This is a genomic window from Pseudobacter ginsenosidimutans, from assembly GCF_007970185.1.
In the GTDB taxonomy this organism is placed as follows: domain Bacteria; phylum Bacteroidota; class Bacteroidia; order Chitinophagales; family Chitinophagaceae; genus Pseudobacter; species Pseudobacter ginsenosidimutans.
This window is the reverse complement of record NZ_CP042431.1, coordinates 319,988-338,828: the sequence shown is the minus strand read 5'-3', so window position 1 is coordinate 338,828 and position 18,841 is coordinate 319,988. Positions and strand designations below refer to the sequence as shown.

Annotated in this window: 17 protein-coding genes; 13 read left to right on the top strand and 4 right to left on the bottom strand. The window is 48.3% G+C overall.

What is annotated here, in order from left to right:
* Positions 1-11: 11 nt before the first annotated feature.
* From FSB84_RS01350 to FSB84_RS01330, 5 genes are read left to right on the top strand one after another with little or no spacing between them, the layout of a single operon-like run.
* Positions 12-863: a hypothetical protein gene (locus FSB84_RS01350; RefSeq protein ID WP_130543361.1), complete on the top strand. Its 852-nt coding sequence runs from the start codon at positions 12-14 to the stop codon at positions 861-863.
* 18 nt (positions 864-881) lie between these two features.
* On the top strand, positions 882-1,253 hold the full coding sequence (locus FSB84_RS01345; protein ID WP_130543362.1) for a GntR family transcriptional regulator: 372 nt from the start codon (positions 882-884) through the stop codon (positions 1,251-1,253).
* Positions 1,250-1,972: a hypothetical protein gene (locus FSB84_RS01340; RefSeq protein WP_130543363.1), complete on the top strand. Its 723-nt coding sequence runs from the start codon at positions 1,250-1,252 to the stop codon at positions 1,970-1,972. The genes FSB84_RS01345 and FSB84_RS01340 overlap by 4 nt, the downstream gene beginning before the upstream one ends.
* 1 nt (position 1,973) lies before the next feature.
* Complete coding sequence (locus tag FSB84_RS01335) at positions 1,974-2,882, top strand: ABC transporter ATP-binding protein (RefSeq protein ID WP_130543364.1); 909 nt, start codon at positions 1,974-1,976, stop codon at positions 2,880-2,882.
* 2 nt (positions 2,883-2,884) lie between these two features.
* Positions 2,885-3,646, top strand: a complete 762-nt coding sequence (locus FSB84_RS01330) for an ABC transporter permease (RefSeq protein WP_130543365.1) — start codon at positions 2,885-2,887, stop codon at positions 3,644-3,646.
* Between the two features lies 1 nt (position 3,647).
* Here the strand turns inward: FSB84_RS01330 and FSB84_RS01325 are convergent, their stop codons facing one another.
* From FSB84_RS01325 to deoC, 3 genes are read right to left on the bottom strand one after another with little or no spacing between them, the layout of a single operon-like run.
* A complete protein-coding gene (locus FSB84_RS01325; protein ID WP_130543366.1) occupies positions 3,648-4,844 on the bottom strand; it encodes a M20 metallopeptidase family protein in 1,197 nt (398 codons plus the stop codon).
* A 28-nt stretch (positions 4,845-4,872) separates the two neighbouring features.
* Positions 4,873-5,301 carry an SPOR domain-containing protein gene (locus FSB84_RS01320; protein ID WP_130543367.1) on the bottom strand — a complete coding sequence of 143 codons (429 nt, stop codon included), beginning with the start codon at positions 5,299-5,301 and terminating at the stop codon, positions 4,873-4,875.
* A 38-nt stretch (positions 5,302-5,339) separates the two neighbouring features.
* Positions 5,340-6,008: a deoxyribose-phosphate aldolase gene (gene deoC / locus FSB84_RS01315; protein WP_130543368.1), complete on the bottom strand. Its 669-nt coding sequence runs from the start codon at positions 6,006-6,008 to the stop codon at positions 5,340-5,342.
* Positions 6,009-6,102: 94 nt separating this feature from the next.
* Between deoC and FSB84_RS01310 the strand changes: the two genes are divergently transcribed.
* Genes FSB84_RS01310 through FSB84_RS01305 form a run of 3 tightly spaced genes read left to right on the top strand, consistent with a single transcriptional unit; the run spans position 6,103 to position 10,523 of the window.
* A complete protein-coding gene (locus FSB84_RS01310; protein ID WP_225979956.1) occupies positions 6,103-8,547 on the top strand; it encodes an amidohydrolase family protein in 2,445 nt (814 codons plus the stop codon).
* On the top strand, positions 8,514-9,200 hold the full coding sequence (locus FSB84_RS30900; RefSeq protein ID WP_225979955.1) for an amidohydrolase family protein: 687 nt from the start codon (positions 8,514-8,516) through the stop codon (positions 9,198-9,200). Before FSB84_RS01310 ends, FSB84_RS30900 begins: the two co-directional genes overlap by 34 nt.
* A gap of 21 nt (positions 9,201-9,221) precedes the next feature.
* Entirely contained in the window at positions 9,222-10,523 is a 1,302-nt protein-coding gene (locus FSB84_RS01305) for an amidohydrolase family protein (protein WP_130543370.1), read from the top strand.
* Between the two features lie 103 nt (positions 10,524-10,626).
* Here FSB84_RS01305 and FSB84_RS01300 read toward each other — a convergent pair whose 3' ends face one another.
* Positions 10,627-10,950, bottom strand: a complete 324-nt coding sequence (locus FSB84_RS01300) for an MmcQ/YjbR family DNA-binding protein (RefSeq protein ID WP_130543371.1) — start codon at positions 10,948-10,950, stop codon at positions 10,627-10,629.
* A gap of 125 nt (positions 10,951-11,075) precedes the next feature.
* Between FSB84_RS01300 and FSB84_RS01295 the strand changes: the two genes are divergently transcribed.
* The 5 genes from FSB84_RS01295 to FSB84_RS01275 all read left to right on the top strand — a co-directional run bounded on the left by FSB84_RS01295 (position 11,076) and on the right by FSB84_RS01275 (position 18,829).
* Positions 11,076-11,672 carry an RNA polymerase sigma factor gene (locus tag FSB84_RS01295; protein WP_158643739.1) on the top strand — a complete coding sequence of 199 codons (597 nt, stop codon included), beginning with the start codon at positions 11,076-11,078 and terminating at the stop codon, positions 11,670-11,672.
* 46 nt (positions 11,673-11,718) lie between these two features.
* Entirely contained in the window at positions 11,719-12,951 is a 1,233-nt protein-coding gene (locus FSB84_RS01290) for a FecR family protein (RefSeq protein ID WP_130543373.1), read from the top strand.
* Positions 12,952-13,134: 183 nt separating this feature from the next.
* Positions 13,135-16,539, top strand: a complete 3,405-nt coding sequence (locus FSB84_RS01285) for a SusC/RagA family TonB-linked outer membrane protein (protein ID WP_130543374.1) — start codon at positions 13,135-13,137, stop codon at positions 16,537-16,539.
* Positions 16,540-16,550: 11 nt separating this feature from the next.
* Positions 16,551-18,035 carry a RagB/SusD family nutrient uptake outer membrane protein gene (locus tag FSB84_RS01280; RefSeq protein WP_130543375.1) on the top strand — a complete coding sequence of 495 codons (1,485 nt, stop codon included), beginning with the start codon at positions 16,551-16,553 and terminating at the stop codon, positions 18,033-18,035.
* A 35-nt stretch (positions 18,036-18,070) separates the two neighbouring features.
* Complete coding sequence (locus FSB84_RS01275; RefSeq protein ID WP_130543376.1) at positions 18,071-18,829, top strand: hypothetical protein; 759 nt, start codon at positions 18,071-18,073, stop codon at positions 18,827-18,829.
* Positions 18,830-18,841: the final 12 nt, after the last annotated feature.

The following is an 18,841-nucleotide window of genomic DNA, read 5'->3' as shown; positions in this document are numbered from 1 at the left end:
AAAAATTATTCATGAATCAGGTATTCGATTTTTCAAGATTCAGGTTGCTGGTGGGCAGGCACTGGGTGGAGAACCGGCAACGGTATATTCTAAGCCTGAGTGCTATTGGCGGCCTGGTGCTTTTATGGTTTATCTTTTTATTCCTGATGGAAAGAAGAGAATCCGCTGTTCCCACTCAGATTCAGACCGGCACTTATTACTTTGTATTGTTTGCCAGCGGCTGTTTATATGCCAGTACCATTTTCAGCTCACTGGGTTCCAAGGGCAGGGGTATTAATTATCTGAGTGTGCCGGCATCGCACCTGGAAAAGCTGCTGGTGGCCATTCTTTATTCGGTGGTATTGTTCTTCATCAGTTACACCCTGGTGTTTTATGTGGTAGACATCATCACTTTGCAGATCTTCAACCCCATTGCCAAAAGTAATTTCGTTGCTGCCTCAGGAGGCAGAGAGTACAATTGGGTGAAGCTGGCCAATGTATTCAGCTCGGAGGAGTTCATGGGAGAGCCTGTGCCGATCACTTTCCTTTATTATGTTCTCCTGGCTTACTTTGCTGTACAATCCGTTTTCATGGCGGGTTCCATCTTCTTCAGCAAATTCAGTTTCATCAAAACTTTCATCCTTTTGCTGGTAGTTGGGTTGCTTTATTGGCTCAGCATTTTCCTTACAGCCACCAACCTGGTACCGAAAGGTGATTTTGCAGATGAGGGACTGTTGGCTTACAAAGTTGTTGATGCTTCCGGTGAAGCATTGATCACTTTGCCTGCCTGGCTGATCTACACCGGCAAATACCTGCTGCAATATGGGTTTCCGCCATTGTTATGGCTGGCATCTTTTCACAGGCTCAAAGAAAAAGAGATCTGAGGATTTAAAACATTCATCATGCAATTCCGAGAATCACAAGCTATATACCTCCAGATTGCGGACTACGTTTGCGAACGTATCCTGCTGAAGGAATGGAAACCCGGCGAGCGGGTGCCATCCGTGCGCGAACTGGCCGTGCAACTGGAAGTGAATCCCAATACTGTCATGCGCAGCTACGATTTCCTGCAGCAGCAGGAGATCATTCAGAACCAGCGGGGCATCGGCTATTTTGTTGCGCCGGAAGCATTGCAACAGGCGCTCCATTACCGGAAAGATGCTTTCCTGGAAAAAGAACTGCCGCAGGTATTCCGCAATATGTACCTCCTGGGTATGAATACGGAAGAACTGAAACCCCGTTTTGATCATTACAAGAAACAACACTTCGCATGAAAACGAGTAATAAAATAATCGCGCTGATCTTCGGCCTCCTCATTCTCATTCCTGCGCTGGTGGTGGCCACGATCATTATTAAATACAAGTCAGGGAATTTCACCAGGCTGGATGTAAAGTCTGGCATGATCACCCAAACTTTTCCTGGAATAAAGAATATTACCCTCAGGGATCTGCGAAACCTGTATGTCATTCCATCGGATTCACTCTATGCAGAAATCACAACAAACGAAAATTATCAGCCCGTGAAATTCAGCATCCAGGGAGATGCTGTACTGATCTACGCTGATAGTGTCCGGTTCAACGGAAACGATCCACGGAATAATGAGCAGGAATATCAGCGCAGGCAGAATTCGGTCTGGCTCTACCTGCCCGCAGCCTACACCGCGTTGATCGAAAATTGCGGGGTAACGCTTAGCGCAGATAGTAAGAAAGCTGAGCCGGAAGGAATCAGCCTGCAACTCATCAATAGTTCCATTAACGATGATATTAAAGATAGTTCGGGTGTTCGTTTCCGTAAGCTTACCATCACTGGTGACAGGTCTCTGATTGGATTCGGCTCCCACTTCCAGGCAGGAGAAATGGACCTGAGCCTGAAGAACAGGTCAAGCCTGGATATAAGCAACAGTAATATCGGCAACCTGCTGCTGAATGCGGATTCCAGCACTTCCATCCATCTCAGCGGTCAGCAACTAAAAAGCGTCATCCAAAAGAAATAGCATGCAAAACATTCTTGTTGAAACCCAGCGACTGGACTACACGTTCCGGTCCGGACAACCCATCCTCCGCCAGTTGAACCTGCAGGTGCCTGAAGGCAGTATCTACGGCTTTCTCGGCCCGAACGGAGCGGGAAAGACCACCTCGCTCAGGCTGATCCTGGGCTTACTGAAAAATCAAAAAGGCAACATAAAGATCTTCGGGGAAAGTATAGCCACCCATCGGATCCCTGTCATGAAGCGGATCGGAGCGTTGATAGAATCGCCCTCCATCTACCTTCATCTTACCGGAAAGGAGAACCTGGAACTGTTCCGCCTCAGTTCCGGCAGCCCGCGAAACCGCATCGGTGAGGTCCTGCGCATCGTAGGCCTCACCGATGCCGCAGGCAAAAAAGCCGGCGCTTACTCGCTCGGTATGAAACAGCGATTAGCCATTGCCGTTGCCCTGTTGAACGATCCCGAACTGCTGGTGCTGGACGAGCCCACCAATGGCCTCGATCCCAGCGGCATCATCGAAACCCGGGAACTCATTAAATCATTGAACAAGGAACAGGGCAAGACCATTCTTGTGAGTAGCCATCTGTTGACTGAGATGGAAAAGATGGCCACGCATATCGGCATCATTCACAAGGGTGCATTGTTATTCCAGGGATCGATGCAGGAACTGCAACGCCTGCAGGCCAACAAAGCCCTGATCACTGTGGAAGTGAGCGATGCAAAGAAAGCTGCCGCCCTCTTGTCTGAATTCCCCGTACAGCAGGTGAACGGCACGCAGTTCTCCGTGAGCTTCGAAAGCAGGGAGCGTACTGCACAACTCAATAAAGCGCTGGTGCAGCAGGGCATTGATGTGTACCAGGTATCTGTGGCGCAGCACGATCTTGAAAACCTTTTCGTTCAAATCACCAATCAATAGTTATGGCCAGTTTTCTGATCAATACAAAAGCAGAGTTCCTGAAAAGCAGGCGTACGCTCGCTTACAGGGTAGCATTCATTGCCGGCGTTGCCATGCCGGTGCTCTTCATGATCGCTTATATCCTTAAGCCCGGAGCATTTAATGAGCTGGCCAGTATTCCCTGGGAATTCCATATGAAAAATGTCTGGCAGTTTGGCGCTGCCTTCTTCCCGATGTATGTGACCATTCTCGCGAGCCTTGTTGTGCAGACGGAGTACCGGAACAATACCTGGAAGATGGTGTACATGCAGCCGCGCAGCCATGCAGATATTTTCTTTTCAAAATTCGTGGTGATCCAGTTGTTGCTGCTTGCTTCATTGCTGCTCTACAACCTGGCAATTCTGGCCACAGGCTATATCGCGAATATTTTCCATTCCAATTATGCTTTTTTCCAAAAAGCGCCGCCGCTGGAAATGATGCTGCGATTAACAGCGAGAATGTACATCGCATCACTCTGTATCACAGCCATTCAATACTGGTTCAGTCTTCGTTTCAGGAATTTTATCACCAGCATGGGGCTGGGCATCGGGCTTACCATTGTTGCCTTCATCATTTTGCAATGGGATAAAGTGGTGTATTACCCTTATGCCTACCCGGCGCTGACTTATTTCAAGGCAGGACAGGTAAAAGGCCTGGCCACGCACGAATGGAATTCGCTGGCAGGTGCGGCAACGGCATTGTTGCTCGGCTTCTGGAATATTGCAAGAAGAAAGGAACGCGGATAATTTAGAACGAACCGGTGGTCTGGCTTCCGAGCCAGGCCATCATTCCCATACCGGTTTCGATAGCGCTCTCATCGATATTGAAAGTAGGGGTATGCACTCCGGAAGTGATGCCCTTTTCCACGTTCATCACACCCAGACGGTAGAAGCAGCCGGGGATATGCTGCGTGTAATAACCGAAATCTTCGGCTCCCATTCTCACTTCAGTGGTTTCCACTCTTTCTTTGCCAACATAATCTTCCGCCAGGTTGCGGGCTACTGCATTGAGCGCTTCGTTATTGTATACAGAAGGATAGCCTACATCGATATGCAGATCGATCTCTCCGCCCATCGCATGTACGAGACCGGTAGCCTGCTGCCTGATCAGCTCATGTGCTTTGAAGCGCCACTCTTCGTCCAGTGCGCGGAAAGTGCCCATCAGTTTTACTTCGCTCGGGATCACATTGGTGGTATGTCCACCCTGGATGGAGCAGATGCTGAGTACAGAAGGGTTCAGCGGATTCCTGTTCCGGCTGATGATCTGTTGCAGGCTCACGATGAGCTGTGAGGCAATAAGGATAGTATCGGCAGTGAGGTGCGGGGCAGCAGCATGACCGCCTTTACCTTTAATAGTGATATAGATCTCATCGGCGCTGGCCATTACCTGTCCACCGCGGAAACTGAGTTGCCCGATGGCGAGTTGCGGATGCACATGCAGTCCGTATATCGCTTGCGGAACGGGCGCTTTGGTGAGCACACCCTCTTTGATGAGAAGGCTGGCACCACCGGGGTTGCGTTCTTCGCCGGGTTGGAAGATGAGTTTCACCGTGCCTTCCCATTCATTCTTCAGTTCATTCAGGATCTTTGCTGCACCAAGCAGGCAGGTGGTATGTACATCATGGCCGCAGGCATGCATAACGCCCGGACGTGTTGATTTGTAGGGAATATCATTTTCTTCCTGGATAGGAAGTGCATCGATATCTGCGCGGAGCGCGATCACTTTCTTTCCGGGATTCTTTCCTTCTATTACACCAACCACCCCGGTCTCTGCCATTACTGAGAATGGGATACCGAAATCACGTAATTTTTGCTGGATGAAAGCTGAAGTTTCAAACTCCTGGTAGCTGAGCTCAGGATGTGCATGCAGGTGATGCCTTATGGAAATGAAATCAGGTGCAAAGGCTTTTGCCAGGCTATGGATCTTTTCTTTCAGCGTACTCATGGGTCAAAAATATAAAGAAACCGGTGATTTATTCCAGTTCCGTATTCTTCTCGGGGTTTACTTCAATTACATCGCGCACAATATATACACCGGTAGGGAAGTATTGTTTGATGGCAGTGAGGTATTCTTCAGCGTCTTCGCGCTTGAGGAAATTACCTACTTTGAGTTTATAGAAAGGACTTTGATACAACAGGTATGCTTTCAGTTCCGGGAATTGCTGGTAGATGGTGGACTTGGCGGTGAAAGCCTTGTTACGATCGTTGGTACTCACTACCTGGATACGGAATCCCGGCGCGGACCTGCGTGCATTGCGCGTGGTGAATTCATTGATCTCGATCTGTTTCTTCACCAGTAATTCGATACGCGGATCTTTATGCACTACCACAGTACCGGTATCGGTCTGTGCAGTGGCGTTCAATGAAATGAACAGTATCAGTATGCCGCCAATCAGTTTCATATAGGAGACGATTTGTGCCGCTAAAGTACAACAATGTTTTAATAGCCTTCAGTGCCCTGTTCTTCTTTAACAATTGCCACGCTGGCGCTGCATCCCAGCCTGTCTGCCCCGGCTCCGATCAATTGCCGGGCGAACTGTGCCGTGCGGATACCGCCGGAAGCCTTGATCTTTATGGATGACGGCAGGTGAGACCTCATCAGTTGCACGGCTTCCAGTGTGGCGCCTTTTTCTGCATAACCGGTGGAAGTCTTTAAAAAATCCACGCCCATGCCGCCATATAATTTGCAACACTCGATGATCTCTGCATCGGTGAGTACACCGGACTCGATGATCACTTTCAGAATGCGGTCATTCTTATGAACGGCTTCTATAATATGTTTCACTTCTCCTTCCAGGTAGCTCCAGGCTTTGTTCTTGAGTGCAACAAGGTTGATCACCATGTCCAGTTCATCGGCACCGTCTTCAATGGCCTGCTGCACTTCAAACACCTTAGCTTTCGCTGCGGAGTAACCGAAAGGGAAACCGATCACTGTAGCGGTTTTTACGGAACTGCCATCCAGGAAAGCTTTTGCATTCCGCACCAATGGCGGTGGAAGGCAAACAGCCGCAAAGCCATATTGAGTGGCTTCTGCGCACAAGTTGCGCGCATCTTCCAACGTCATAACAGGCTTCAGCATTGTGTGATCGATATACGGAGCTATGTTCATGTATTCTATTGACCGGTTAAGCAAATTTTTACCCGACTAAATTACTTCATTTGAGTAATTTGGTTCTTCATCTTTCATATCTAAAATTAACGTCATGAGAAAATCCGGGTTCTACCCACCAGGGAAACCTTTATTCCTGGTGTGGCTGATATGTTTATTCCATGTCAGTCTCACTGCACAAACCACCTGGCCTGTAAACGGCGTGGCTGATCCGAGGACCAGTCATTATGCCTTCACCAATGCAACACTCGTTCGCGACGCACAAACCACCATCCCCAATGCCACGCTGTTGATACGGGAGGGAAAGATCGTAGCGGCCGGGGCCAATGTGAGTATTCCCTCCGATGCAACAGTGATCGATTGTAAAGGGAAATTCATTTATCCCTCTTTCATCGATATCTACAGTGATTATGGCATTGCCATCCCGCAACGTCCTGCAGGCGGTTTCAATTTCTTTGGCCCGCAACAGCTCACCAGCAACCAGAAAGGAGCATTCGGCTGGAACCAGGCCATCCGCGCGGATGTGGAGGGCGACAAACTCTTCAATGCAGATGATGCAAAAGCCAAGCCACTCCGTGATCTCGGTTTCGGCACCGTGCTCACGCATTCCAAAGATGGTATCGCCCGCGGTACCGGCACTGTGGTAACACTGGCCAATGAGAAAGAGAACCTGGTAATGGTGAAGGAAAAAGCATCTGCCCATTATTCTTTCAGCAAAGGATCCAGCACACAAAGCTATCCCGGCAGTCTGATGGGCACCATCGCGCTGCTGCGCCAGACCTACCTGGATGCACAGTGGTACAAGACTGCTCCCGTGAAAGAAGGTGTGAATATCTCACTCAAATCATTCAACGAAACACAATCACTGCCACAGATCTTCGAAGCCGGCGATAAATGGGCCGATCTCCGTGCAGACCGCATCGCAAAAGAGTTCGGCGTTCAATACATCATCAAGGGCGGTAACAACGAATACCAGCGCGTAAGCGAGATCGCCGCCACCAAAGCAGCCTTCATCCTTCCCCTGAACTTCCCGGCGCCCATGGACGCGGATGATCCCAATGAGCTCCGCTTCACGGGGCTGGATGATCTCAAGCACTGGGAACTGGCGCCCACCAATCCGGCAGCGCTGGAAAAAGCAGGCGTGACTTTCGCTTTCACCACTTCCGACCTCTCCAATATTTCAGATTTCACCGCCAACCTTCGCAAAGCCATCGAATATGGTCTCAGCGAAACCAGGGCGCTGGAAGCGCTCACAAAAACTCCGGCCTCACTGTTGGGTGTATACGAAAAAGTAGGAAGCCTCGATGTCGGCAAACTCGCCAACTTCATCATCACTTCCGGAAATGTTTTCGATGCCAAAACGGTGATCCTGCAAAACTGGGTGCAGGGCGCGAGGTATAATGTGAAAGATGAGAACTGGTTTGATGTGAAAGGAACTTATCAGTTCACTGCCAGCAATGCAAAGAGTTTTACACTCGAGCTGAAAGATGGCGGCACAGCTGCTTTCATCGCTAATGATACACTCACAGGAAAATATTCTTATGATGGTAAACTGGTGAAACTCAGTTTCACTGAAGGCCGCGGACCACGCGCCGTTGAAACCATTATGAGTGGTGTTGCTCATAGAAATGTGTGGAACGGCTCCGGCAGGGATGGTGCAGGCAATGCATTCACCTGGACGGCCAGTTTCTCAAAAGAGGCCACTGCCAAACCTGATACTGCCAAACCAAAGCCTGCACCGGATCTCGGGAAAGTCACCTATCCTTTTATAGGTTATGGATTTGAGACCATGCCCGCACAGGAAACCATCCTGATCAGGAATGCCACGGTATGGACTTCTGAAAAAGATGGAAAACTGGAAGGCACTGATGTGCTGGTGAAAAATGGAAAGATCGCAGCCATCGGAAAAAATCTTTCCGATGCTGGCGCGCGCGTGATAGATGGAACAGGCAAGCATCTCACAGCCGGTATCATCGATGAACACTCACATATTGCTGCGATGAGCATCAATGAAGGCGGGCAAAGCGTTACTTCCGAAGTGCGCATCGGTGATAATATCAATCCCGAGGATATCAATATCTATCGCCAGCTTAGCGGCGGTGTTACCACTTCGCATATCCTTCACGGTTCGGCCAATACCATTGGTGGACAAACACAATTGATCAAACTGCGCTGGGGTGCGGATGCAGAAGGACTGAAGTTCCAGGGGGCTGATCCTTTCATCAAGTTTGCCCTCGGTGAGAATGTAAAACGTTCCTCTTCTCAACAGAATGTACGATTCCCCGATTCTCGTATGGGCGTTGAGCAGGTGCTCACCGATGCATTCCAGCGTGCATCTGATTACCAGGCTGCACTGAAAGCCGCTGCACCAGCTGCTGCTCCTGCAAAAGGCAAAAAAAATACAGCAACACCAGTGGCATCTTCCACTTCTGTTCGCCGCGACCTGGAGCTGGACGCATTGGTTGAGATCATGAACAAAAACGTTTCATCACCTGTCATTCCTATGTGCAAAGCGAGATCACCGCTACCATGCGCGTAGCGGAGAAATTCGGTTTCCCGGTAAATACTTTTACGCATATTCTTGAAGGTTATAAAGTGGCTGACAAGATGAAAGCACATGGCGCCAATGCCAGTACTTTCTCCGACTGGTGGCAGTATAAAATGGAAGTAGTGGATGCCATCCCTCAGAATGCAAGCATCATGAGCAAGGTGGGACTGAATGTTGCCATCAACTCAGACGATGCCGAAATGGCGCGCCGCCTCAACCAGGAAGCAGCCAAGAGTATCAAGTATGCAGGAATGAGTGAGATCGATGCGCTGAATATGGTAACTATCAATCCTGCCAGGATGCTGCATGTGGATGATAAAGTGGGCTCCATCAAAGTGGGTAAAGATGCAGACCTCGTTCTCTGGAGCCATAACCCTCTCACCATTTATGCCGTTGCAGAGAAAACGATTGTAGATGGTACTGTTTATTTCGATCGCGAGCGCGATGCACAATTGCGCAAGCAGATCCAGGCTGAAAAAACAAGGCTGATCGCAAAGCTGGCTGCAGCCAAAAGAACTGCCGGACCTGCAGGCGCTGCTCAGTTCCAGCGCGCAAGGCCGAGAATGGAGCTGATCCATACCTGTATGGACCATTTCCACAGCCACGGTCTCCTGGCCATCGACGTAGACAATATCAACGAGTAATCAAACAGAAAACTGAAACAAATGAAACGAATCTTTTTATTCATAAGTGCTGTGTTATCGATGGGAGCGCTCTCTGCACAGGAGACCGTGTATCCTGCGCCTGCACAGACCATTACCTTCGCCCTTACTAATGCCACGGTGCATATCGGTAACGGACAGGTGATCGAAAACGGAATGGTGGTAGTGAGCGGAGGAAAGATCGTGGATGTACGTCCCAATGCCGCCATCGCGGATGTTAAGATCTATGATTGCAAAGGCAAGCATATCTATCCCGGACTGATCCTGAGCTCTTCCAATCTCGGACTGGTGGAAGTGGGCAGCGTTCGCGCCACTGTAGATGTTAATGAGCTGGGCGAACTCAATCCCAATATCAGGAGTCTTGTAGCGTATAACACAGATTCAAAAGTGACCAACACTTTGCGCACCAATGGAATTCTTTTAGCCAATATCGTTCCGCAGGGAGGACTGATCTCCGGTTCTTCCTCAGTAGTGCAGCTCGATGCCTGGAACTGGGAAGACGCTGTTGTGTCTGCAGACAATGGTATCCATTTCAGGATGCCTTCCTTATTGAACAGAAGGGGCGGTGGCCGGGGATTCCAGTTTGCACAGCAACCTGCCGGTGATCCGGTGAAACGCGGACTGGAGCAGATCGAATCAGTGAAAGCATTCTTCCGCGAAGCAAAAGCTTATTATGCAGAAAGCAAACATGAAGCCACCAATCTGAAGTTTGAATCGGTTAAAGGATTGTTCGATCAATCCAAAAAGCTTTTCGTGCATTGCAATATTGTGAAGGAAATGCTGATCGCGATCGATTTTGCAAAAGAGTTCGGGTTCAATGTAGTATTGGTGGGCGCTGCCGATAGCTGGCAGATTGCTGACCTCCTGAAGCAGAACAATATTGCTGTTGTGCTGAACCAGTTGCATGATCTGCCGGTGATGGCCGATGATGATGTGGACCAGCCTTTCAAAACACCTTCCATTTTGCAAAAAGCCGGTGTATTGTTTTCCATTAATGATGATGATGGCAATACACGTCAGCGCAACCTGGCTTTCAATGCCGGTACTGCTGCGGCTTACGGACTAACCAGGGAGCAGGCTTTGTCTGCCATTACACTGAATGCTGCTACTATTCTTGGAGTTGCTGATAAAACAGGATCAATCGAGAAAGGGAAAGAAGCGAATATAGTTGTGGCTGATGGTGATATCCTGGACATGAGCGGCAACGTGATCAGTCTTGCTTTCATCCAGGGCAGACAAATTGAACTTACAGACAAGCACAAACAATTGTCTGATCGCTACAAACACAAATACGGTATCAAATAATTCATCTTCAAAAAAGAGTAGAGGCATGCTTTTCACAGTGTGCCTCTTTTTTATTTCGCAGTGCCCAGTCGCTTCTACTTCTTCGCCTCCAGGCGAAGATTCATCATTTACTTTTCTTGCTTAGCTTTCCTTCATAAGCCGCATCCATCGCTTCTTTCAAAACATCTTTATTCACCTTCTTCAAATTCACATGCGTGCAACCTTTCAATCCCCATTTCCCCGGAACAGGAGAAAAAGATAGGGGGTCGAATTTGCAATACACATATTGTTCTTCAGGCGTCAGTATGATCATGCCCAGGTTCTTCTCTTCAGAGAGCGTGGCAAATATTTTCTTGTTCACCCTGAAAGATGTTTTTTCGAAATGAGGCAGCTCCACTGTCTCCGGACATGCAAGCGCCAACTGACGGAAAGTTTTTAAACTTACCATTTTAAAGTATATACGCTTCAAGTTAAAGATTCCCCATCGCTCCAAATTGTAAAATCGCGACAATTATTTCCGCTGCCATTTGTTTTTTCCCTAGTTTGCAAGACCTAAACTTAGCTTCCGTACTATTGTCGCTGCCCACATCATATCATGAAAAAGAGCTGCTGCTGCTGATCAGTCAGGGAGATGAACAGGCTTTTGAGCAATTGTTCAATCAATACGTCCCCCTGCTGCAACCTTACCTTTTGAACATGCTGAAATCAGAGCAGGCTGTTGAAGACGCTATCCAGAATACCTTCATCCGCATCTGGCTGCAACGGGATAAACTGACCGATGTTGAATTTCCACGGACATGGATCACCCGTATCGCCGTCAATGAATGTCTCAATATGCTCCGGCGCAAACAAACGGAAAAGAAAGCGCTGGACAAATGGCAGGAAATTGCTCCCTCACAATCAGGTATCGAAACAGATACACAATTCCATCAGACCCGGGAACTGGTGCAACAGGCCATCGATAAATTATCGCCTCAAAGAAGAAAGATCTATGAAATGAGCCGTCTGCAGGGCAGACCTGTTTCCGAGATCGCAGAGGAGTTGGGCTTGTCTGTGCAGACCGTCAAGAATACGCTGGGCATCAGTCTGGAACTGATCCGCGAGCATCTGAAGAATAACGGCATCCTTATCCCTGCCGTTGTGTTCTGGACTTTTCTTGGAATTTTTTAAGATCCGATGGTACTATCCATTTACCCGCGTTTCTATTATTACCCGTATGGACGAAAACAGGATAAAACAATTGTTGCAGGGCTTCAAGGCCGGTGAACTTTCAGAAGCAGAAAATGCTGAATGGGAGCAGACAATGGAATTGCCGGAAACCAGGCAGTTGCTGCAGCAACTGATGGAAGGAGAGATGCTTGCCATGAAAGCTTCCGGGGATTTCGATATGCAGCCCTGGAAGCCGGTGCTGGCGCGCATTCTGAGCCTGGATCAACCTGAGGCGAATGCAAAGGAAGAAATACAAACTGGCAGGATCTATCGCATGCGTAAATGGACATGGGCTGCCGCAGCAGTACTGGTATTACTGACAGCTGGGACCTTTTATCTTTTTACCAATAAAAAATCCACGCCACCGCCTGTTGCAACAACACAACAGGAAATCGCTCCGGGTAAAGATGGCGCTGTACTTACCCTTGCAGATGGCAGGCAAATGGTGCTGGACAGTCTTGGTAATGGCATTGTTGCCATGGAAGATGGCGCACAGGTGACGCTGAAAAATGGAAAACTCCAATACACCCAACTGGAATCTGCCAATAAAGAAATACAGTACAATACCATGACTACTCCGCGTGGGCGCCAGTTCATGATCACGCTTCCTGATGGCACCGAAGTCTGGTTGAATGCAGCAAGCTCCATTCGTTTTCCGGTGGAGTTCAATTCAACAGAAAGAAGGGTAGAGGTAACAGGCGAGGCATTTTTCCATGTGAAGAGCCTCAAACTGCCAGCTTTCAATGAAAGGCCTGCCATCAAGGTCCCGTTTGTGGTGAACGTGAACAAACAAATGGATGTGGAAGTGCTGGGTACGCAGTTTAACGTGAATGCATATACGAACGAAAAAGCTATCAATACCACATTAACAGAAGGTGTGGTAAGGGTGAGAACGAATGAAGAGCCTGCACAAACGGCCATGTTGTTACCTGGTCAGCAGGCATCCCTGAAAAACGATGGCAGCAAAAGGATCATCGTGCAGGATGCAGACCTGGGCAAAGTGATGGCCTGGAAGAATGGCCTCTTCAATTTTGAAAATGTCAGTCTCGCTGATGCCATGTTGCAACTCGAGCGTTGGTACGATATCGATGTAGCATATGAAAATGGGATCCCCAATATCTGGTTCTCGGGCAAGATCAGCCGGGAGACCAATCTTGCAGGACTATTGAAAATTCTTGAAAAGACCGGAGTGCAGTTCCGACTGGATGGAAGGAAGCTGACAGTGCTCCAGGGTAATTGACCAACCTTATCTGCGATCATTAACCTTACCTGTCATTATCAACCTTTCCTGGTGATCGGCTTAAAAAAGCCGGAAGTGGTTGCAACACCTCCGGCTGTGTTTTTGAGTTGATCAGAAGAATCCTTGTTCATTTTTTCACAACTCCCGCCTGATTATGAGCAGGCGGTAAAACTGACGCAATTTATGTTAAAAACTGCATTCCGGCCGGAATCCGGTGTGGCGCTGCCTTTTAGCGTTCATGAAGGTTACCGGCCCCTGACCAAACTGCTACTTGCGATGAAGCTGACAATCGTACTACTCACCACCATGCTGACTTGTGCCGCTGCCACCGGTCTTTCACAGTCAGTTACTTTTTCCGGAAAGGATGTTCCGTTGAAGCAGGTATTCACTGCCATCGAAAAACAAACCGGCTATGTGGTGTTCGCCAACAGGAACACACTCGATGATGCAAAACCGGTAAGCATCTCCGCTACCAAAATGCCGCTGGCTGAATTTCTCGACGCCGTGTTGAAAGACCAACCCTTCGAGTTCCTCATAGAAGGCACTACCATTGTGCTTTCGCCTAAAAAAATATTACCACCACCCATTCAGTTGTTCGCGCCGGCAGGCAGGGACATAACAGGATTTGTGTTCGATGAAAAGACCAGTACGCCTATCCGCGGTGTAACCATTACCGTGAATGGCACCAACAAAGCCACGCAGACCGATGAAAAGGGAGGCTTTATCCTGAAAGGTATGGAGGGTGATTTCACTATCACACTTACCAGTATTGGTTATGAAAAAAAGGTGGTGAAGATCTCCAAAAATGCTACCAGCATTCTTGAATCCATGAAAGTAGCCACCAATGAACTGGATCAGGCCGTGGTGCAGGCTTACGGCATCACCAGCAAAAGACTGGCTACCGGAAATATCACCAGGGTAAGTGGCGAGGAAATCCGGCGTCAACCCGTTATGAATCCCATGGCAGCCCTGCAGGGAAAAGTAACTGGTCTTGAATTTTCTTATATGGAACCTAATGCCAGCTCTCCCGTCAAGCTCCAGATCAGGGGAAGAAATTCTATTAATGCGAATATGATCAGCGAACCTTTATATGTGATCGATGGCATTCCGCAGACGGTATTGGAATCTGGCATCATACTGAACAATACTACCGGCGTTTCTTATGGTTATGTGCAGAGCGGGATTAAGAATTTTACCGGGGGACAGAGTCCGTTCTTCAATATCAATCCGAGAGACGTCGAAAGCATAGAGGTGCTGAAAGATGCCGATGCCACGGCCATTTATGGCTCGCGTGCGGCCAATGGTGTTATCCTCATCACCACAAAAAAAGCGCAGGCCGGAAGAACGTCGCTGAGCGTGGATTTACAACAGGGGATAACGATGGTGTCACGTATGCCGAAAATGATGAGTCTGCGCGAATATCTCGACATGCGGTATGAAGCATTCAGGAACGATGGTATTACTCCTACCGTGGATAATGCACCGGATCTTAAGTTTTGGGACACTACCCGCTCTACCAACTGGATCAAAGAACTGCTTCGTCCGGGTAAGAATACCGACCTGTCTATGTCTCTCAATGGTGGCGATCAGCGCACCAGTTTCAGATTGGGCGCAGGTTACACCCAACAGGATGAACTCAATAGGTCAGGTGGTAATAAACGGGCAACATTTCATTTGAATCTGCGGCATACCAGCATCAATCAGAAACTTAGTATCAGTATCACCACTGCTTACACAGCATCGAAAGTGGAGGCTACCAATAATATTGCTGCCGGATTCGTGAATCCTCCCAATGCACCACCGATTTTCGATGAAACAGGCAAATTCAACTACCTGGCCTACAATCCCAATCCGGATATCAATAATTTTCCTTTCAGTCAACTGCTTAAGATCAATACGCAGAAAACGAATGTGCTCAACAGCAATCTATCGCTCAATTATACTTTGTTCAAAGGACTGACATTGACTGGAAGTCTCAGCTACCAGAACATGCAGAACACCAACGATATTTTGGAGCCATACGCTGCTGAAGATCCCCGGGCAAGAATTTTCTTTAAAGGCAGTGCCATGTTCAGTGGTACAAAAAATAATAACCTGGCGTTTGAGCCGCAACTCAATTACACCCGCTCCATTGCCAAAGGCCGGCTTTCGGTTTTGCTGGCAGCCACCATGCAAACTACCAGCACTACAACAAACACAGTCCAGGCTGCGGACTTTCCCAATGACGACCAGATGCAAAGTGTGTCACAGGCAAATTTTACTGAAATATCCAATACTGCATTCGACTATAAATATGCAGCTTTATTCACCCGTATCAATTACAACTGGGACCAGAAATATATCCTGAATCTGCAGGCAAGACGTGACGGTTCTTCCCGCTTTGCGCCAGGGAGCCGGTTCGGCAATTTCGGGTCGATAGGTGCCTCATGGATTGCCACAGAAGAAGAATGGTTGCAAAAACTTTTACCATCCTGGTTCAGCTTCATCAAACTCAGGTCCAGTTATGGGATTACTGGTAGCGACAATGTAGGCGATTATGAATACCTGCCCAGGTATTCAACTTCGTCGGCAGGTGCTACCCGCCGGATGTTCACCTACAGCGATGTGCAGGCTTATGTGTCTATCATCCCCGTGAATCAGCAATACAGATGGGAAGCGTTGCGTTCGCTGGAAGCCGGGCTTAGCCTGGGTTTTATGGATGACAGGATCACGCTCGATCTCAGCGCATACGACAAACGTTCCAGCAACCAGCTCACACAATTACCCACTCCTCTGTACACAGGATTTTCAAGAGTGAGAGCCAATTGGGAAGCTACTGTGCGGAATCAGGGTATCGAAGCTGCCGTGAGAGCAGATATTATCCGTAAAAAAGACCTGCGGCTTACAGTATTCGGAAATATCAGCAGGAATACCAATACCCTGATCGCTTATCCCGGACTGGAAAACTCTCCCTTTGCCTCCAGGCTGAAGATCGGAGAATCGTTGAACATGGTATACATCAAAAAAGTCACCGGCGTTAACCCACTCACCGGAGAGTATAGTTTTGAAGATCATAATAAAGACGGACAGATCGTAGAGAATTACAATGTATTTCCGGGAACAGGGAATGATGACAGGTCGCTTGCATACGACCTCAATCCGAAATTTTTTGGAGGCTTCGGTACCGATCTCTCCTGGAAACGATACAGCCTTTCGTTGAACTTTGCCTACTCGAATCAAATCGGCCCCCCCGCTTATGTGGGAGTCAATCCCGGAGGAATGGCCAATCTTATTCTGCCAGAGGATATGCTGGCCAATCATTGGCGCAAACCCGGCGACGTGGTGAAGTATGCGAAATTCAGTATGATCACGGATGCCCGCGGAACAGAATTTGTAAACACATCCTACCTGCGTATGACTGCTGTACAGTTCAGCTATGCCATGCCGGAAAAATTAACGAAGAAGGCCGGTTTGCAGGCATGTAACTTTTCTGTGAGAGCTTCCAACATTTTTACGATCACCAGGCATAAGATGGACCCATCCAGCAGGTCTGGCTCATTCATGCCCATGCCAACGATCATTGTTGGCAACTTAAGTATCACTTTATAAACCGAACGGATATGCGAAAACAATCAAATCTTATACTCCGGTCTTCAATATATATGTTATTGGCTGTGTCGGCCATTTCCTGTAATAAACTGGTGGAGGTAGATGAACCGATCGACTCCATCACGGCAAAAAAAATGTACAAGAATGAGACGCAGGCAGAGACTGCTCTCGCTGGCGTGTACTACGAGCTGATCAATGGTTATGGTACCAGACCAGATCCTTTTCTCAACAGCTTTGCTGCGGGCTTGTCTGTCTACACAAGTGGTTTATCGTCAGACGAATTCAATGTCAGTTCAGCGAACAAACCAGCCTATGCATTGGCCATCAGTAAGGTCACGTTGACGAATTATGATTTTGTTACCCGAATCTGGAACTCGGCCTACCATACCATTTACAACGCCAACGCTGTGATTGAAGGAATTGCCGACGCAAAGAATTCTTCCATGCGCGACAGTGTGAAAGTGCAGTATACAGCCGAAGCGAAATTCCTGCGTGCATTTTGTTATTTCAATCTGGTAAATTATTTCGGTGAACTGCCAATAGCCCTTACTACTGATTTCAACCAAACAAAGAGCATTGCCAGGTCATCGGTGCAGACAGTATATGCACAGATACTCTCCGACCTGCAGGATGCAGAACGCGACCTGCCCGCTCATTATGAAGCTGGTAAAATGGAAAGGATACGTGCCAATTCATGGGTGGCCAAAGCCATGCTCGCGAAAGTGCACCTGTATATGGGGAACTATCCGCAGGCTGCTGCCAAAGCATCGGAATTGATCGCCCAGCCAGGAACATTTCAAATGGTGCCCCTGTCGGATGTATTTCTGGCCCCCAGTAAGGAAGCCATTTTTCAACTGAAGCAGACCAACCAGGGAACCGATTTCCGCAATGCCACGCCGCAGGGATTCTTTTTTATTCCCAATGACCGCTATAAAGACGGTGCTCAACTATGGCTGACCGATCAGTTGATCAGTGCTTTTGAAGCAGGTGACCAACGCTGGGAAATATGGACAGACAGTACCATGCAGTCGAATACCGGAACTACCCTTAAAGTATGGTATCCTACCAAGTACAAAACAGGCAGGTACAATGCCGTGTTGAATGCGCCTTCACCTGAGTATACGATGGTGCTGAGATTGGCAGAAATGTACCTGATCAGGGCCGAAGCCAGGGCCAATGGAGCCGATGGTGGTCATACCAAAGCCATTGAAGACCTGAATGCTGTTCGCCTGAGAACGGGACTGGACGGCCTTTCAATGGGCCTGGATATAGAGGCTGTGAAAGAAGCGGTTGCCCATGAACGTCAGATCGAATTATTTGCTGAAGGGGGAAACCGCTGGTTCGATCTCAAACGAACAGGAAAGGCCAGCGCTCTTTTAAGCAGTATGCCTGCCAAACAGCCCTGGGAAGGAGATTATCAGCTCCTGTATCCGATCCCCGTTCCGGAGATCGAAGCCAACAGGAATATCCTGCAGAATAACGGCTATATCAGGTAAGCAGATCATTCTTTCACTTTATCAATCGAATCAAAATGAAACAAATCATATCTGGGATCTTATTGTCGATGTTGTTCATCGCCTGCTCCAAACAAGAGCCCGTGCGGCCTGGTTCAACATCGCTTGTGTTATTCCATGGCGTGGCTGGAGCCAATAACCTGAGAACATCTTTTTCTGACACAGCACCTGCATTTTATTATTTGCTGAACAATCTTACCTATGCCAATTTTCATCCTATGGCTAATATCCAGGCGCCGGTGGCAGGTAAGGTGCCGCTGCATTTGTATCAGTTGCCTGACACCATGCCCAAGGCTGAGCCACTTTTTAAACTGGAGCTCGACCTGCCGGCAGGATCGATGCATAGCCTGTTCCTGACAGGAACACCTGACGCTCCTGATTATGTGTTGGTGAAAGATGAGCCACTGCCACTTCCCAGAGGCGATAGCGCTATGGGCATTCGCTTTGTGAACCTGATGAACGGTGATATTCCTGTAAGCATCAATCTCACCACAAAGGAAGAGGGTTCTGAAGCCATGAACCTTCCTTTCAAAGGCGTCACCAGTTTCAAAAAATATGAAGTGAAGAGTACGGTAGCCGATTATGTTTTTGAATTCCGCAATGCCAATACCGGTGTGGTGCTGGCTACCTATACTACAACCGGTATTGCCAATGACGGCAAGCTGATTGCCAATGCCTGGGTTTATAAAAACTTCGCATTGGCATTGGTGGGAGTAAATGGTGCTACTGGTGTGCTTGCGCCCAAAATTATAAAGATCAATTATGCACGTGTTTGAATTAATGGATGA